The organism is Nocardiopsis lucentensis DSM 44048, assembly GCF_000341125.1.
In the GTDB taxonomy this organism is placed as follows: domain Bacteria; phylum Actinomycetota; class Actinomycetes; order Streptosporangiales; family Streptosporangiaceae; genus Nocardiopsis; species Nocardiopsis lucentensis.
Genome location: NZ_ANBC01000085.1, coordinates 1 through 16,017 on the forward strand (window position 1 = coordinate 1; position 16,017 = coordinate 16,017).

General features: G+C 68.5%; 13 protein-coding genes and 1 tRNA gene. 10 read left to right on the plus strand and 4 right to left on the minus strand.

Annotated elements, in window-relative coordinates:
* Positions 1–273: 273 nt before the first annotated feature.
* Together D471_RS0102620 and D471_RS0102625 are read right to left on the minus strand one after the other, a co-directional pair.
* Positions 274–1,062 carry a hypothetical protein gene (locus tag D471_RS0102620; RefSeq protein ID WP_026127336.1) on the minus strand — a complete coding sequence of 263 codons (789 nt, stop codon included), beginning with the start codon at positions 1,060–1,062 and terminating at the stop codon, positions 274–276.
* A 109-nt stretch (positions 1,063–1,171) separates the two neighbouring features.
* Positions 1,172–1,247 (minus strand) — tRNA-Leu (locus D471_RS0102625).
* Between the two features lie 160 nt (positions 1,248–1,407).
* On the opposite strand from D471_RS0102625, the gene D471_RS0102630 reads away from it, so the two are divergent.
* From D471_RS0102630 to D471_RS0102650, 5 genes are all read left to right on the plus strand, one after another.
* Entirely contained in the window at positions 1,408–1,977 is a 570-nt protein-coding gene (locus D471_RS0102630) for an ANTAR domain-containing response regulator (protein ID WP_017597188.1), read from the plus strand.
* Between the two features lie 322 nt (positions 1,978–2,299).
* Positions 2,300–3,862: a branched-chain amino acid ABC transporter permease gene (locus tag D471_RS0102635; protein WP_017597189.1), complete on the plus strand. Its 1,563-nt coding sequence runs from the start codon at positions 2,300–2,302 to the stop codon at positions 3,860–3,862.
* A 12-nt stretch (positions 3,863–3,874) separates the two neighbouring features.
* The gene (locus D471_RS0102640; protein WP_017597190.1) at positions 3,875–4,864 is read left to right on the plus strand and encodes a branched-chain amino acid ABC transporter permease; all 990 of its coding nucleotides are present in this window, start codon (positions 3,875–3,877) and stop codon (positions 4,862–4,864) included.
* Positions 4,854–5,735, plus strand: a complete 882-nt coding sequence (locus D471_RS0102645) for an ABC transporter ATP-binding protein (RefSeq protein WP_017597191.1) — start codon at positions 4,854–4,856, stop codon at positions 5,733–5,735. The genes D471_RS0102640 and D471_RS0102645 overlap by 11 nt, the downstream gene beginning before the upstream one ends.
* On the plus strand, positions 5,728–6,573 hold the full coding sequence (locus D471_RS0102650; RefSeq protein ID WP_017597192.1) for an ABC transporter ATP-binding protein: 846 nt from the start codon (positions 5,728–5,730) through the stop codon (positions 6,571–6,573). Before D471_RS0102645 ends, D471_RS0102650 begins: the two co-directional genes overlap by 8 nt.
* 401 nt (positions 6,574–6,974) lie before the next feature.
* Here the strand turns inward: D471_RS0102650 and D471_RS0102655 are convergent, their stop codons facing one another.
* The gene (locus D471_RS0102655; protein ID WP_017597193.1) at positions 6,975–8,222 is read right to left on the minus strand and encodes an ABC transporter substrate-binding protein; all 1,248 of its coding nucleotides are present in this window, start codon (positions 8,220–8,222) and stop codon (positions 6,975–6,977) included.
* 389 nt (positions 8,223–8,611) lie between these two features.
* The gene (locus D471_RS0102660; RefSeq protein WP_017597194.1) at positions 8,612–9,043 is read right to left on the minus strand and encodes a PaaI family thioesterase; all 432 of its coding nucleotides are present in this window, start codon (positions 9,041–9,043) and stop codon (positions 8,612–8,614) included.
* 113 nt (positions 9,044–9,156) lie between these two features.
* On the opposite strand from D471_RS0102660, the gene polA reads away from it, so the two are divergent.
* The 5 genes from polA to coaE all read left to right on the plus strand — a co-directional run bounded on the left by polA (position 9,157) and on the right by coaE (position 15,752).
* The gene (gene polA / locus D471_RS0102665; RefSeq protein WP_017597195.1) at positions 9,157–11,952 is read left to right on the plus strand and encodes a DNA polymerase I; all 2,796 of its coding nucleotides are present in this window, start codon (positions 9,157–9,159) and stop codon (positions 11,950–11,952) included.
* 40 nt (positions 11,953–11,992) lie between these two features.
* Positions 11,993–12,442: an alternative ribosome rescue aminoacyl-tRNA hydrolase ArfB gene (arfB, locus tag D471_RS0102670; RefSeq protein WP_017597196.1), complete on the plus strand. Its 450-nt coding sequence runs from the start codon at positions 11,993–11,995 to the stop codon at positions 12,440–12,442.
* A gap of 416 nt (positions 12,443–12,858) precedes the next feature.
* Entirely contained in the window at positions 12,859–14,349 is a 1,491-nt protein-coding gene (gene rpsA / locus D471_RS0102675; protein WP_017597197.1) for a 30S ribosomal protein S1, read from the plus strand.
* A gap of 254 nt (positions 14,350–14,603) precedes the next feature.
* The gene (locus tag D471_RS0102680) at positions 14,604–15,107 is read left to right on the plus strand and encodes a GNAT family N-acetyltransferase (protein ID WP_017597198.1); all 504 of its coding nucleotides are present in this window, start codon (positions 14,604–14,606) and stop codon (positions 15,105–15,107) included.
* 45 nt (positions 15,108–15,152) lie between these two features.
* Positions 15,153–15,752 carry a dephospho-CoA kinase gene (coaE, locus tag D471_RS0102685; protein ID WP_017597199.1) on the plus strand — a complete coding sequence of 200 codons (600 nt, stop codon included), beginning with the start codon at positions 15,153–15,155 and terminating at the stop codon, positions 15,750–15,752.
* The last annotated feature ends 265 nt before the right edge of the window (positions 15,753–16,017 follow it).

Sequence of the window (16,017 nt, forward strand, 5' to 3'; positions counted from 1 at the left end):
CACGACCCAGGCGCCGATGACGAGTGCGCCGATCACCCCGGCCACCGCGGTCAGCACCTGCTGCTCCTCTCCTGGAAACCTCTCTGCACAACAAGGATCGGGGACGCGGGGCCCGAACGGCGCCCGAACCCACGGGTTGTACCCAGGTTGTGGCCGTGATGTGACCGGTTCAGCCCGCTTGCCCCGGCATAAAGTGACAAAAGGCCCAAGTGGGGTCGAACTGGCTGGGTAGATACCAACGTTCTGGCCCGAACCTTCGGGTCCAGCCCGCGGTCAGTACTTGGGGCCGACGAAGGAGTCCATCCGCGCCACGGCGGCCTTGGTCGAGATGGAGACGGTGAGGGCGTCCTGATGGGGTGGCCGCCGGTTGGCGTGGATCGTCCAGGCGATCCCCAATCGGTCGAGGGCCGCGGTGAAGATCCCGATGATGTCCGTGGACACGTTGGTGAAGTGGTAGCGGGGGTACTCGTACCACTTCTCCCCGCCGTCTGGGAGCCTCTTGCGTATTCGGTTGGTGACCCGGCACCCGTCGGAGTGTATGAACCCGCGTATGAGCGCTTCGGAGTGCTTGTCCACGATGGCCTGCTGCCACGGCTCCAGGGCGATGGTTCGGTCGTGCTTCTTCCCCGGGCCGTGTTGGGGGAAGACGCAGAGCCAGTGCTTGGAAACGGCCTTGATGGCCGTGCATCCGTTGCGCTTGACCATGAACACCCCGAGAGGGAAAACGGCTTCCATCGCAGCCCTGCAATAGGCGATGAGCTGGGGATAGCGGTTGTCGTAGAAGATCCAGAGAGCGTGGACGCCGCGCCTGCCCTCAGTGATGTGTCCGTCGCCCAGGTAGGCGCCGAGGAGGTAGGAGTAAGCCTCCCCGTTGATGGAGGCGCCGCTGCATCGGGGGCAGTATCGGGTACGAGCGGCTTCCTTCTCCGGGGAGCGCCGGTTCCCGTACCGCCAGTGCCGAACTGCTTGGATGGAGACACCACACTGGGTCGCGATGGCCTTGTCGGTCAGGCCCAGGGCTTTGAGACGGAAGGTTTCGTCAACGATTTCGCGTGCGTACATGGCGTGAAGCATTGCTCACGCATACGACAAGCTATGACCCTGGGTGATTTGCCGCCTACATGTGGAGAACTCTGAACAGTAAAAAGCCACCCTCGCGGGTGGCTCTCAGTACCCCGGGTGGGACTCGAACCCACACTGTATGGATTTTGAATCCACCGTCTGCTGCCGAATTGGACTACCGGGGCAAGATGCATCAGATCGGACATCCGACCTGTCGGCATCATCGTCGACCCGACTCTACCTCACCAACAGTGACGTCACGATTGGCACGCATTGCCGGTCCCGACGTCCAGCATCCTAGCGGATCTCGGTAACCTCGTGTACGTGACGAGGACGCAGAGCCGCGTGGTGATCGCGGAAGACGAGGCCCTGATCCGCCTGGACCTCAAGGAGATGCTCGAAGAGGACGGATACACCGTCGTCGGCGAGGCCGGTGACGGCGAGACCGCTATCCGGCTTGCCCAGGAGCTGAAGCCCGATCTGGTGATCACCGACATCAAGATGCCGGTGCTCGACGGCCTGTCCGCCGCCGAGCGCATCGCCGGGGAGCGCATCGCCCCGGTCGTGATCCTCACCGCCTTCTCCCAGCGCGAGCTGGTGGAACGGGCGCGTGAGGCCGGGGCCATGGCCTACCTGGTCAAGCCCTTCAACAAGTCGGACCTGGTTCCGGCGATCGAGATGGCCACCTCCCGCTACGCCGAACTGGCCGCGCTGGAGTCGGAGGTCAGCAGCCTCCAGGACCGTCTCGAGACCCGCAAGCTCGTCGAGCAGGCCAAGGGGCTGCTCCAGAGCCGCCACGGCATGAGCGAGCCCGAGGCGTTCCGATGGATCCAGAAGAACTCCATGGACCGTCGGCTGACGATGCGCAAGGTCGCCGAGACGGTCGTCGAGACGCTCGGCGGCGCGCAGGGCTGAGCGCCGGGACCCCAACCTCTCGCGGGGGCCGCACCCGATCGGGTGCGGCCCCCTTCTGTTCTCCTGCGCACCTCCTGTGGTGGAAACGTGCAGATCAGCTGGTGTTCGCGGCGAAAACTAGACACTCGTTCAGGGTCAACCGGGTGAAGGTACCGGTTCGGTCTCGGTTGCACACGATGGGATGACGGTTGCATCACGTGGCTTAAGCAGGGCTGAATGACCTGGCTAAACCGGGCTAAACTCACCGCACCGAACAGCAAAGGACAACGGTGTCGAATGTGTGCATTCGGTGCCGCCAACCTCAGATGCGCAAGGAGCGCGCGTGCGCACACGTCTCGTGACCGTGCTGCTCGCCCTGATCACCGCCATCCTGGTGATCCCCGGGCCAGCGGCGACGGCAGACGAACAGGGCGGTGAGTCGCTGCACGGTCGGATCCTCAACCCGCAGGACCGGGACCAGGGTGTCGAAGGCATCCTGCTCACGGTCTTCGAGGGTGGGGACGAGATCGCTGCGGCCGAGACCGGCCCTGATGGAAATTGGGAAGCGGAGCTGCCCGGACCGGGTGAGTACCGCGTGGTCGTGGACCAGGAGTCCATCCCCAGCGAGTTCGCGCTAAGGGAGAGTGTCATCGTCGTCGACGGTGAGGCCACGGCCGAGGTCGAGGCGGGTGATCAGCGGCCGCTGATCATCGCGCTGGACGTGGCCGGCGCCGCGGACGAGGATTCCCCCTCTCCCTCGGGCGAGGGGGCGGACGGCTCCGACGGCGGTGACGCCCCGGCCGATGACGACTCCGTCGAGACGGGTGCCGACAGCGGCGGTTCCTTCGGGGACCGGTTCGCCCAGCTCACCGCGTCGGGTCTCCTCTACGGCCTGGTGATCGCGGTGTCCGCGATCGGTCTGTCGCTGATCTTCGGGACCACGAAGATGATCAACTTCGCCCACGGCGACATGGTCACCTTCGGCGCGATGATCGCCCTACTGTTCAGCACGGGTGCGGCGGGGATGGGCAACTCCCTCCTGGCGATCTTCCTGGGGCTGGCCGGGGCCGTGCTCCTGGGCGGCTTCTTCGAGGACAGGCTTCCCCGTGCGACGCTGGTCGTCGCCCAGTGGTCGGCCATCCTCCTCGGCATCGTGCTGGCGACGGTGCTCGGTGTGATGGGCGACTCGGTGGGCTGGCAGGTTCCCCTGTGGGGCGCGGCCGTGATCGCCGTGCTGATGGGCGGGGTCCTTGGCGCCGGTATGGAGCGCTACATCTGGCGTCCGCTGCGGCATCGCAACGTGGCGCTGATCCAGATGTTCATCGTCTCGATCGGGCTGGCCCTGGTGGTGCGGCACGTGGTCCTGGTGCTCTTCGGGGCGGGGCGTGAGCGGTACGCGGGTTACCAGATCCAGGATCCGGTGGACCTGGGGCCGATCGCGCTTCCGCCGCGTGACCTGGTGGTCATGGGTGTGGCCGTGGTGGTGCTGGTGGGGGTGGCCTGCCTGTTGCAGTTCACCCGGATCGGCAAGGCGATGCGCGCGGTGTCGGACAACCGGGACCTGGCGGAGTCGTCGGGTATCGACGTGGACCGCGTGACGCTGTACGTGTGGGGGCTGGGCGGTGGCCTGGCGGCCCTGGGCGGTGTGCTCTACGGGCTGAACCAGATCGTGGAGTACGAGATGGGCTTCCGTCTGCTGTTGCTGATGTTCGCCGCGGTGATTCTGGGCGGTCTCGGCACGGCCTACGGTGCGATGGTCGGTGGTTTGGCCGTGGGGTTGGTGGCGATGCTGTCGACCCTGTGGTTCCCGACCCAGATGATGCAGGCGTGGGCGTTGGCGCTGATGATCCTGATGCTGCTGGTCAGGCCGCAGGGCCTGCTCGGTCGGCGCGAGCGGGTCGGCTAGGGGAGGCAGACGATGGACATTGTTTCGATCCTCGCGGAGTCGACCCGGTCGGCGTTCGGTCCGATCGCGGCGATCTACGCGTTGGCGGCGATCGGCCTGAACCTGCATTTCGGGTACACGGGTCTGCTGAACTTCGGTCAGGTCGGGTTCATGCTGGTGGGTGCCTACGGTGTGGGCATCAGTGTGGCGGTGTTCGACCTGCCGCTGCTGGTCGGGTTCGCCGTCGGGATGCTGTGCGCGCTGGTGTTGGCGCTGCTGCTGGGTATTCCGACGCTGCGGTTGCGGGCGGACTACCTGGCGATCACCACGATCGCGGCGGCGGAGGTGATCCGCCTGGTCTATCGGGCGGGTTTCGCCGAGCCGCTGACCGGTGGTGTGTACGGTCTGCAGAACCTGGCGGACGGTTTCCGCGTGCTGAACCCCTTCGACGGGGGTGAGCGCTACGGTGTGGGCGCCCTGTCCTACAACGGCAACCACATGTGGGTGCTGGCGGTGACCTGGGGTCTGGTGGCCGTGATGTGCGGTCTGGTGTGGATGCTGATGCACAGCCCGTGGGGGCGTGTCATCAAGGGCATCCGGGAGGACGAGGAGGCCGTCCGCAGCCTGGGCAAGAACGTGTTCGCGTACAAGATGCAGATCCTGGTCCTGGGCGGTCTGGTCGGTGCTCTGGCGGGTTGCATGTTGGCGGTGTACCAGGCGTCGATCCAGCCGGACCAGTTCAAGCCGCAGGTGACGTTCTTCCTGTGGGTGATCCTGCTGCTCGGTGGTGCGGGTCGGGTGTTCGGTCCGGTGCTGGGGGCGATGGCCTTCTGGTTCCTGATGAACTTCACCGACGGCCTGCTCCGGGGTATGGGTTCGATGGGTTGGTTCCCGTTCCTGGACGGGCCGGACTACGGTGCGATCCAGTTGGCCTTCGTCGGTGTGCTGCTGGTGGTGCTGATCGTGTTCCGGCCGCAGGGTCTCATCGGCGACCGCAAGGAGATGTTGATCAATGTCAAGTGAGGCGACGAACTCCTCCGCGGGTGTCGGGGTCGATCGGATGGCCGGTGCGGAGCCGGTGCCGGGTTCGGGTAAGTCGGATCCGATCCTGGTCGCTGACGGTGTGCGCCGTTCGTTCGGTGGTCTCAGGGCCGTCGACGTGGAGCACCTGGAGGTGCAGCGCGGGACGATCACGGCGTTGATCGGCCCGAACGGTGCGGGCAAGTCGACGCTGTTCAACCTGTTGACCGGGTTCGACCGGGTGGATCAGGGCAACTGGACGTTCGAGGGCGCCAGGATCGACGGCAAGCCGGGCCACAAGGTCGCGCGCGCCGGGATGGTGCGGACGTTCCAGCTGACCAAGGCGCTGACGCGCATGACGGTGCTCGACAACATGTTGTTGGGGGCGCAGGGTCAGCTCGGTGAGCGGATGGCCGGCGCCTTCCTGCGGAACGTGTGGGCTGGTCAGGAGCGTGGGAACACCCGGCGGGCGCTGGAGCTGCTGGAGCGGTTCAAGCTCATCGACAAGCGCGACGACATGGCGGGTTCGCTGTCGGGCGGTCAGCGCAAGCTGTTGGAGATGGCTCGGGCGCTGATGACCGATCCGTCGATGATCATGCTGGACGAGCCGATGGCGGGTGTGAACCCGGCGTTGGTGCAGTCCCTGCTGGGTCACATCACGTCGCTCCGGGACGAGGGCAAGACGGTCCTGTTCGTGGAGCACGACATGGACGTGATCATGGGGATCAGCGACTGGATCGTCGTGTTGGCGCAGGGGCGGGTGATCGCTGAGGGCCGTCCCTCGGACATCCGCTCGAACCAGCAGGTGATCGACGCCTACCTGGGTGCCCAGGAGGACGACTCGGCCGAGGCCCGGGGGAGTGGTGATGACTGAGAAGGACGACCTGGGAACGGCGAAGGTTCCCTCGGAGGCCGAGGTCTTCGAGAGGCACCGTGAGGAGGTCCTGGAGCACGCGGGCGCCGAGGCGGTCGGTGAGGTGGGTGGTCCGGACGACTACCTTCTGCTGGCCAAGGAGTTGGTGGCCGGGTACGTGCCCGGGGTGAACATCCTCAACGGGTGTACGTTGACGCTCACCGAGGGCGAGGTCGTGGCGATCATCGGCCCCAACGGTGCGGGTAAGTCGACGCTGATCAAGACGATCTTCGGGCTGATCCCGGTGCGCGAGGGCGGTCTGACGCTGCGGGGTTCGAGTATCAAGGGCCTGGCGGCGCACAGTCTGGTCGAGCGCGGCGTGGGTTACGTGCCGCAGACGCAGAACGTGTTCCCGTCGTTGACGATCGAGGAGAACCTCCAGATGGGGGCGTTCCTGCGGCCGAGGTCGTTCGCGCAGCGGTTCGCCGTGGTGGCGGAGCTCTTCCCGTTGCTGGGTGAGCGGCGTAGGGCGAAGGCGGGTTCGCTGTCGGGCGGTGAGCGCCAGATGGTGGCGATGGGTCGTGCGTTGATGATGGATCCGTCGGTGCTGTTGTTGGACGAGCCGACGGCGGGGTTGTCGCCGATCTACCAGGAGGAGGTCTTCCAGCGGGTCAAGGAGGTCAACTCCACGGGTGTGTCGGTGATCATGGTGGAGCAGAACGCCCGGCGCTGTCTGCAGATCTGTGATCGCGGTTATGTGCTGGACCAGGGCCGTAACGCGTACACGGGGTCGGGTCGGGACCTGTTGACCGACCCGAACGTGATCGAGCTGTACCTGGGGACGCTGGCCAGGGACTGATCCGGTCGTCGGTGGGGGGCGGGGCCTGCGGGCTCCGCCCCTTCGTCGTGTGCGGTGAGGGGCGCTGTGGGGTGGGCCGCGATGGCCCCGTCCGGTGCCGCGTGCGTGGGGTCGTGCCTGCGCGGGGGGTGTGTCCGTGGTCCGCGGCGGGTGGTGCGTCGGCGGTGGGGGCGGGTGGGTTCGGCTGTCCTGGGGCTTGGGCCGTCCGTCCGGCTGTGTGGGGGTTCCGGTCGCGCCGGGTGGAGGTGGGGTGGGGGTGGAGGCCGTCCATGGGTGGGCGGTGGGGGTTCGCGTGGCGGTCGGAGGGGAGGCGCCGCGTAGACGCCAAGCGCCCCGGGACGGGTGTCCCGGGGCGCTTGCCGTGCGTGGTCAGGGGGCCGGAGCCGCCTGACGGCGTCTCCCTAGTCGTTCAGGGAGTGTTCCTCGTAGGCGAGGACCTCGTGGCCGTCGTCTCCGAAGGCGAAGATCTCGAAGGTGGCGGCGGTCGGGTCGCCGTTGTCGTCGAAGTCGATGTTGCCGCTGACGCCCTGGTAGTTGATGTCCTCACCGTCGGCGATCAGTTCGGCGCACTCGCCGAAGCTGCCGCACTCGGTGCCCTCGGGGCGGCTGACGTTGGGCAGTTCGGCCACGTAGTCGGCGGGGTCGACGCTGCCGGCGGCCTCGGCGGCCAGGGCGATGACGGTGACGCAGTCGAAGACCTGCGGGGCGAACTGGAAGACCTCCAGCTCCGAGTTGAACTCGGTCAGCCCTTCGGAGAACTCGGCGTTGTCGGCGGAGGGGGCGACGCCGGTGACGCCGTTGATGGCGTCGGGGTCGCTCTCGTTGACCTTCTCGCCGAGCTCGGGGTCGTTGAGACCGTCGGTGATGAAGAGCTGCTCGCCCTCGACGCCGCTCTCCAGCAGCTGGGCGATGACCTGGGCGCCCTCCTCGAAGGCGATGAGGGCGACGGCGTCGGGCTCTGAGTCGTTGACGCTGCTGACCACCGAGTCGAAGGTGGTGGCCTCGGGGTCGTAGGTCTCGCTGACCGTGATCTCGGCGCCCAGGGCCTGCAGTTCGGCCTCCAGGTTCTGGGCGTAGCCGGCGCCGTAGTCGTCACCGCGGGCCACGACGGCGACGCTCTGGTTGCCGGCCTCGACGATCTTGCGGGCCATCACCACGGCGGAGAGGCTGTCGCTGGGCGCGGTGCGGAAGTAGTAGCCGTTGTCGTCGATGTCGCTCAGGGCCGCGGAGGTGTTGGAGCCGGAGCACTGGACGATGTTGGCGCTGGTGATGGTGTCGTAGGTGGCCTGGGTCATGCCGGAGGCGGCGGCGCCGATGACGGCGTTGACCTCGTCGGCGACCAGGTTGTTGGCGGCCTGGTTGGCCTGGGCGTTGTCGCCGGCCTCGTCGCCCTCGATGATGGTGGGGACCTCGGTGCCGAGGATGCCGCCGGCGCCGTTGATCTCGGAGATGGCGTACTCGGCGGCGGTGATCTGGGGCGGGCCGAGGAAGGCGAGGTTACCGGTCTGGGGGTAGAGGATGCCGAAGGTGAACGCCTCGCCGCCTCCGCCTTCTCCGCCTTCGCTTTCTCCACCGTTGCCACACGCGCTGATGCTGAGTACCAGGGCCGCGGTCGCGGCTGTGAGGCCGAGCAGCTTCTTGCTTGCCATGGTCGTGGTCAACTCCGTTCAACCGAAGAAGCACGGGCTGCGTGACGCAGGCGTGCCGTAGTGCTGTGCGTCCTGTTATGCCCGCGTTGTGTGGCATTGCTTAATCAGGAGCGTTAGCGGAGCTTAATCACGTATGTTCCCGGCGTGGAAGCTCGGTTCCGGCGTTGGTGCCGACTCGCCGTCATGCTGTTATGGGTCCGTAGTCATCGCAGCTCGTCAGGGCTGTGGTCGTTGGACGGACATCGCTGTTTCGTGATCGCGGGGTGGCGATGTGTCGTGGTTCGCGGGCATGACGAAGCCCGATCGTCGAGGATCGCGGTGCCCCGTGGGGCGCGCGGCGCCGTCGTCGACCGGGCCTGGTGGCGTGCCGCGTGGTGCGGCACGCGGGATCAGTTGCCGGGCATCTCCCGCAGCATGCACGTCAGCCGGGAGGTGCACACCTTCCGGTCCTGGTCGTCGGTGATGGTGATCTCCCAGGTGGCGAGGGTGCGTCCGAGGTGGACGGGAACGGCCACACCGGTGACGTGGCCCGAGGTGGCCGAGCGGTGGTGGGTGGCGTTGATCTCGATGCCGACCGCGACGCGTCCGAACTGGGCGGCGTGGATGGTGGAGCCGATGGATCCGAGGGACTCGGCGAGCACGCAGGACGCGCCGCCGTGCAGGAGCCCGAAGGGCTGCTGGTTGCCCTCCACCGGCATCCGGCCGGCCACGCGCTCGGCGGAGGCCTCGGTGACCTCGATGCCCATGCGGTCGGCGAGGGAGCCCATGCTGATACTGCCTTCGTCGAACTGGGCGCGCAGGGACTCGATGTCTGTGGACATGGTGGTGCCTTCCGGTCCGGTGGGGTGCCCCTGTGGGGTGCTCGTGTGTGGTGTGGTCACCGTTCTCCCGGTGATGGCCACGGATTGTCTGGTCCGCATCTTAGGATTTCCCTGTGGTGACCAAGCGAGAGACCCCCGACGACAATTCCCGTGCCCGTGCCGGGGCGGACGGCGCTTCCCCCTCGGCGGGTGGTGGCGCGCGGCCCCGCCTGCTGCTCCTGGACGGCCACTCGATGGCCTTCCGAGCGTTCTTCGCGCTTCCCGTGGAGAAGTTCGGGACGAGTACCGGACAGTCGACCAACGCCATCTACGGTTTCACGTCGATGCTGGTCAAGCTGTTGCGGGATGAGGAGCCCACGCACGTGGCGGTGGCGTGGGACCTGTCGGGTCCGACGTTTCGGCACGAGGAGTACGCCGAGTACAAGGACGGGCGGTCCGAGACGCCCGAGGGCTTCCCGTCCCAGGTGCCGCTCACCCAGGACCTCATGCGGTTGATGGGGGTGGCGAACCTGTCGGCTCCCGGTTACGAGGCCGACGACGTGATCGCCACGCTCGCCCACCAGGGCGGCGAGGCCGGGATGGAGGTGCTGATCGCCTCCGGTGACCGGGACGCCTTCCAGCTGGTGACGAGGGACTGCACGGTGCTGTACCCGGGCAAGAGCCTGTCGGACCTCAAACGCATGACTCCGGAGGCGGTCGAGGAGAAGTACGCGGTCCCGCCGGAGCGGTACCGGGATCTGGCAGCCCTGGTGGGGGAGAAGGCGGACAACCTGCCGGGCGTGCCGGGGGTGGGGCCCAAGACCGCGGCGAAGTGGATCGCCAAGTACGGGTCGTTGGACGAGCTGGTCGCCCACGTGGACGAGGTCACCGGCAAGGCCGGGCAGAACCTGCGCGACCACCTGGACGACGTGCTGCGCAACCAGCGGCTGAACCTGTTGGCGACCGACGTCGACCTGGGCGTGGACGTGGCCGACCTGGGCATCGGGGAGGCGGACCGCGCGGGGATCGACGCCCTGTTCGACAACCTGGAGTTCGCCTCCAACCTGCGTGAGCGTCTGTACGCGGTGATCCGCTCCGGAGAGCCGGAGGGCGGGGCCGAGGCGGCGGCGGAGGGGTTCTCCGTCGACCTGACGGTCGCGGACACGGGCGCGGTGGCGGCCTGGCTCACCGAGCACGCGGCGCCCGAGGCGCTGACCGGGGAGGCTCCCGCCGGTGTGGCGGTCGAGGGGGCGTGGGGCCAGGGGAGCGGTCGTGTCGACGCGCTGGCGCTGTGCGTGCCCGGTGGGGCGGCCCTGTACGTGGACCCCTCCGTGCTGGACCCGGCCGACACCGCGGCGCTGTCGGAGTTCCTCGCCGACCGGGACCGTCCGAAGGTCGTGCACGAGTACAAGGGGGCGTCGCTGGCGCTGGGGGCGCACGGGTGGTCCCTCGGCGGAGTGGTCAGCGACACGGCGCTGGCGGCCTACCTGGCGCAGCCGGGCCAGCGGCGGTTCGACCTGGCCGATCTGTGCCGCAGGTACCTGGGCCGGGAGCTGGAGGAGGACACCGACGGCGCGCAGATGGCCCTGGACCTGGGGACGGGGACCGAGGAGGGTGGTGGGCGCCAGCGGTTGTTGGCGGTGCGGGCGGCGGCCACCCGAGACCTGGCGGGCGTGCTCTCGGCCGAGCTGGACAAACGGGGCGGCAGTCACCTGCTGCACGAGGTCGAGCTGCCGCTGGTGGACGTGCTGGCGCGGATGGAGCGGGCCGGGATCGCCGCCGATCTGCCGTACCTGGAGGGGCTCCAGGGCGAGTTCGCGGCCTCGGCGCGCGGCGCGGTGGAGCGGGCGCACGAGATCGTGGGCCGCGAGTTCAACCTGGGCTCGCCCAAACAGCTCCAGCAGGTCCTGTTCGAGGAGCTGGGGCTGCCCAGGACGAAGAAGATCAAGACGGGGTACACCACCGACGCGGACGCCCTGGCATGGCTGGCGACGCAGACCGACAACGAGTTGCCGGCGGTGCTGTTGCACCACCGGGACCAGACCAAGCTGCGGACGACGGTGGAGGGGTTGATCAAGACCGTCTCCGACGACGGTCGCATCCACACGACGTTCAACCAGACGGTGGCGGCGACCGGGCGGCTGAGTTCGACCGATCCCAACCTGCAGAACATTCCGGTGCGCACGGACGTGGGTCGGCGCATCCGGCGGGCGTTCGTGGTGGGTGAGGGATTCGAGGAGCTGCTCACCGCCGACTACAGCCAGATCGAGTTGCGGATCATGGCGCACCTGTCGGGTGAGCGGGCGCTGATCGACGCGTTCAACAGCGGCTACGACTTCCACGCGCACATGGCGGCGCAGGTGTTTCGCATCGGGGTCGACGAGGTGGACGGTGAGGCGCGGTCGAAGATCAAGGCGATGAGCTACGGCCTGGCCTACGGGCTGAGCGCGTACGGGCTGTCGCAGCAGCTGGGGATCGCCCCGGACGAGGCGAAGAAGTTGATGGAGGACTACTTCGAGCGGTTCGGCGGGGTGCGCGACTACCTGCGGTCGGTGGTGGACGACGCGCGCAGGGCCGGGTACACGGAGACGATCCTGGGGCGGCGCCGGTACCTGCCGGACCTGACCAGTGACAACCGTCAGCGCAGGGAGATGGCGGAGCGCATGGCGCTCAACGCTCCGATCCAGGGGTCGGCCGCCGACATCATCAAGGTGGCGATGCTCCAGGTGGACGCGGCGCTGACCGAGGGCGGACTCGCGTCGAGGGTGCTGCTCCAGGTGCACGACGAACTCGTGGTGGAGGTCGCTCCGGGTGAGCGTGAGCGGGTGGAAAACCTCGTGACGCACGAGATGGGCACGGCGTACGATCTGCGTGTCCCGCTGGCCGTGTCGGTCGGCAGCGGGCAGAACTGGCACGACGCCGCGCACTAGGCGCGCGGGTCGCGCCCCTGGGACATGGGAGGTGGGAACGGTGACGGACACGGGGGGATCCTCCGTGGCGGGCGGGTTGACCGTGGGTTCGGTCACCGTTCCCGCCGACGCCCTGGTGTGGCGCTTCTCCCGGTCCTCGGGGCCGGGCGGGCAGCACGTCAACACGTCGGACACGCGGGTGTCGCTGTCGCTCGACGTCGCGTCGTGCCGGGCGCTCGGGCAGACGCGCCGTCAGCGCGCCCTGGAGCGGTTGTCGGGACGCCTGGTCGACGGGGTGTTGACGGTGTCGGTGCAGACGCACCGGTCCCAGACGCGCAACCGGGCCGAGGCGCGGGAGCGGATGGCCGCCCTGCTGGCCGAGGCGATGGCGCCGCCCGCCCGCAAGCGCCGGGCGACGCGGCCGAGCAGGGCCTCCCGCCAGCGGCGCCTGGACGCCAAGCGGCGGCGCGGTGACGTGAAGCGTTCGCGTTCGCGTCCCCCGTTGGACTAAAGCCCTGTTTTCGGGAATTTTCCTGACTCGCGACGCTACGCCTCGCCACGGGGCGGGGCCGCGGGGCACCCCCTCGGACATGGGGCGGCGTGTAGTTGATCTTGACCACCATGCTCGGGTAAATTGCGGCCAACGTGACCTTCGTCGGGTTGGCGGCCCTGGGTTCCGATTGACCAGGACGCCCATGTCTCATATTCTGGCCAGAGCGTTGTGGGTTCGTGCGGGCGTCTGTCGTCCCCGGTTCGGGGTTCGATGATCGCACCGCTTCGGTCAACACTCTGGACCCGGCGGCCTGTGGCCACGGATGGTTCCGCCTTCCGTGACTGCGGTTCTCACTTCTGGACGACGGATCGACGGGCTCGAACTCGCGGCGTGCCCATTTTCTGAACCTGTCCGTATCCGGAGTCCACCCACAAATGACGAGCAGCACCGAGGCCACCTCGACACCCCAGGTAGCGGTCGACGACATCGGGTCCGAGGAAGCCTTCCTCGCGGCGATCGACGAGACCATCAAGTACTTCAACGACGGTGACATTGTCGAGGGCACCATCGTGAAGGTCGATCGAGACGAGGTCTTGCTCGACATCGGTTACAAGACCGAGGGTGTCATCCCCTCCCGGGAGCTGTCGATCAAGCACGACGTCGACCCCGGTGAGGTCGTCGCCGTCGGCGATCAGGTCGAGGCCCTCGTCCTCCAGAAGGAGGACAAGGAAGGCCGCCTGATCCTGTCCAAGAAGCGCGCCCAGTACGAGCGCGCCTGGGGCACGATCGAGAAGATCAAGGAGGAGGACGGCGTCGTCACCGGCACCGTCATCGAGGTCGTCAAGGGTGGTCTCATCCTCGACATCGGCCTGCGCGGCTTCCTGCCCGCCTCCCTGGTCGAGATGCGCCGCGTGCGCGACCTTCAGCCCTACGTCGGCCGCGAGCTCGAGGCCAAGATCATCGAGCTGGACAAGAACCGCAACAACGTGGTCCTGTCCCGCCGTGCCTGGCTGGAGCAGACGCAGTCCGAGGTGCGTCAGACCTTCCTCAACACCCTCCAGAAGGGTCAGATCCGCAAGGGCGTCGTCTCCTCGATCGTCAACTTCGGTGCCTTCGTGGACCTGGGCGGCGTCGACGGTCTGGTGCACGTCTCCGAGCTGTCCTGGAAGCACATCGACCACCCGAGCGAGGTCGTCGAGGTCGGCCAGGAGGTCACCGTCGAGGTCCTCGACGTGGACATGGAGCGCGAGCGCGTCTCCCTGTCGCTCAAGGCGACCCAGGAAGACCCGTGGCAGCAGTTCGCCCGGACCCACCAGATCGGCCAGGTCGTTCCCGGCAAGGTCACCAAGCTGGTTCCGTTCGGTGCGTTCGTGCGCGTCGAGGAGGGCATCGAGGGCCTGGTCCACATCTCCGAGCTGGCCGAGCGCCACGTCGAGGTGCCCGAGCAGGTCGTCCAGGTCGGCACCGAGATCTTCGTCAAGATCATCGACATCGATCTCGACCGCCGCCGCATCAGCCTCTCGCTGAAGCAGGCCAACGAGGCCGTCGAGCCGGGCCAGGAGGAGTTCGACCCGACCCTCTACGGCATGGCCGCCGAGTACGACGAGCAGGGCAACTACAAGTACCCGGAGGGCTTCGACGCCGAGAGCGGCGAGTGGCTCGAGGGCTTCGAGGCCCAGCGCGACGAGTGGGAGCGCAGCTACGCCGAGGCGCAGGCCCGCTTCGAGGCGCACCGCAAGCAGGTCGAGGAGGCCCGTGCGGCCGAGGCCGACGCCGCCAACGCCCCGGCCGAGGAGGCCGAGGAGGAGTACACCGGCGGTGGCCAGAGCGGCACCACGACCGGCTCCGACTCCAGCAGCGGCGCCCTCGCCTCCGACGAGGCGCTGGCCGCCCTCCGCGAGAAGCTCGCGGGTGGCGAGGCCTGATCAGAGGGCCGGGCTTGACCAGCCCGGCCAGTAGGTCCGTGAGGACCTTCTGACAGCCCCGAAGGGCCGTCCCCACACGGGGGCGGCCCTTCGTCGTGTGGGGCCCGGCCTTCCTCACGCCCCTCCGCTCCCCTGGGACGCGCGCAGCGGTCGGACACGCCCCGATCCCCGGCGGGCCTGATCCGGGACGGGACCGGTGGATGAGGCACGGTCAGGAGCGTTCCTGTGGAAGACTCGCTCCACGAGGAGGCGACGTGTTCGACATCCACCCGGCCACCCCCGCCGACGCCGGCGAGCTCCTGACGCTCCAGCGCGCGGCGTTCGTCGATGAGGCGCAGGCCTACGGCGACCCTTTCATCCTTCCGCTCACCGAGGGCCTGGACCGGATCGACCGGCTCCTGCGGGACGAGGGCGTGCTCGTCCTCAAGGCCGTCCGCGGGGCCCGGATCGTCGGGGCCGTGCGCGCGAGTACGGCCGGCGCGCACGGGGTGATCGGCCGCCTGGCCGTCGCCCCCGACCAGCGCCGCCAGGGGGTCGCCCGGGCTCTGCTGTCCGCGGTGGAGGAGGGGTTGCGCGTCCACAGTCCCGGACTGACCGCCCTGACCCTGTTCACCGGTGCGCAGAGCGCCGACCAGCAGCGCCTGTACCGCGAGCGCGGCTATACCGAGACGCACCGCGAGCGGGTCGCCGACCACCTGGTGATGGTGCACATGCGCAAGGAACTGGTCCCGGTGGGGGCGTCCACCGAGCCGGTGTGACGGTCGGTCGCGGGCGGCCCGGGGGCGTGCCCTAGGGTCGGTGGCATGCTGACAGTGGGACTGACCGGGGGAATCGGCTCCGGTAAGAGCGCGGTCTCGGCGGAACTGGCGCGCCTGGGCGCGACGGTCATCGACGCCGACGCGATCGCGCGAGAGGTGGTCGAACCCGGCACGGAGGGGCTGGCCGCGGTCGTCGCGGAGTTCGGTGAGGGGGTGCTCGCCCCGGACGGGCGCCTGGACCGGGCCAGACTCGGGGAGATCGTCTTCGCGGACGAGGAGCGGTTGGCCCGGCTCAACGCGATCGTGCACCCTCGGGTGGGGGAGCGCAGCGCCGAGCTGATGGAGCGGGCGCGGGCGGCCGGTGCGCGGGTCGTCGTCTATGACGTCCCGCTGCTGGTGGAGAACGATCTGGGCTCCCTCTACGACGTGGTGGTCGTGGTGGACACCCCCGACGGGACACGTGTGGAGAGGGTGGCCGCCGACCGGGGCATGCCGCGTGACCAGGTGTGGGCGCGGATCCGGGCGCAGGCGGACCGGGAGACCCGGTTGGCCGCGGCGGATCTGGTGGTGGACAACTCGGGGACGCGCGAGGAGTTGGCGGCGCGGGTCGCCGAGGTGTGGAAGGAGTTGCTGGAGCGCGCCTGAGCCCTCCCCCTCGCCACCGCCTCCGTGCTCTTGGCGGGCACGGGATGTCGGGGGCGGTCGGTAGCGTTGGAGGGAACGCAGGCGTGGGTGAGGCGAGGAGTGGCGACGTGCGACCGGTCAGCGACATCAAGCGCAGCGAGGCACCGTTCGAGGTCGTCTCGGAGATGACCCCGGCGGGAGACCAGCCCGGGGCGATCGCCGAGATCACGCGGCGGGTGGAGTCGGGCGACGCGCACACCGTCCTGCTGGGCGCGACGGGGACGGG

Excerpts from the sequence above, each read along its gene's own strand:
- D471_RS0102660 (WP_017597194.1), bottom strand. The coding sequence starts at position 9,043 with ATGTCCACAGACATCGAGTCCCTGCGCGCCCAGTTCGACGAAGGCAGT.
- D471_RS0102650 (WP_017597192.1), top strand. The coding sequence starts at position 5,728 with ATGACTGAGAAGGACGACCTGGGAACGGCGAAGGTTCCCTCGGAGGCC.
- rpsA (WP_017597197.1), top strand. The coding sequence starts at position 12,859 with ATGACGAGCAGCACCGAGGCCACCTCGACACCCCAGGTAGCGGTCGAC.
- D471_RS0102640 (WP_017597190.1), top strand. The coding sequence starts at position 3,875 with ATGGACATTGTTTCGATCCTCGCGGAGTCGACCCGGTCGGCGTTCGGT.
- D471_RS0102645 (WP_017597191.1), top strand. The coding sequence starts at position 4,854 with ATGTCAAGTGAGGCGACGAACTCCTCCGCGGGTGTCGGGGTCGATCGG.
- coaE (WP_017597199.1), top strand. The coding sequence starts at position 15,153 with ATGCTGACAGTGGGACTGACCGGGGGAATCGGCTCCGGTAAGAGCGCG.
- D471_RS0102620 (WP_026127336.1), bottom strand. The coding sequence starts at position 1,062 with ATGTACGCACGCGAAATCGTTGACGAAACCTTCCGTCTCAAAGCCCTG.
- D471_RS0102655 (WP_017597193.1), bottom strand. The coding sequence starts at position 8,222 with ATGGCAAGCAAGAAGCTGCTCGGCCTCACAGCCGCGACCGCGGCCCTG.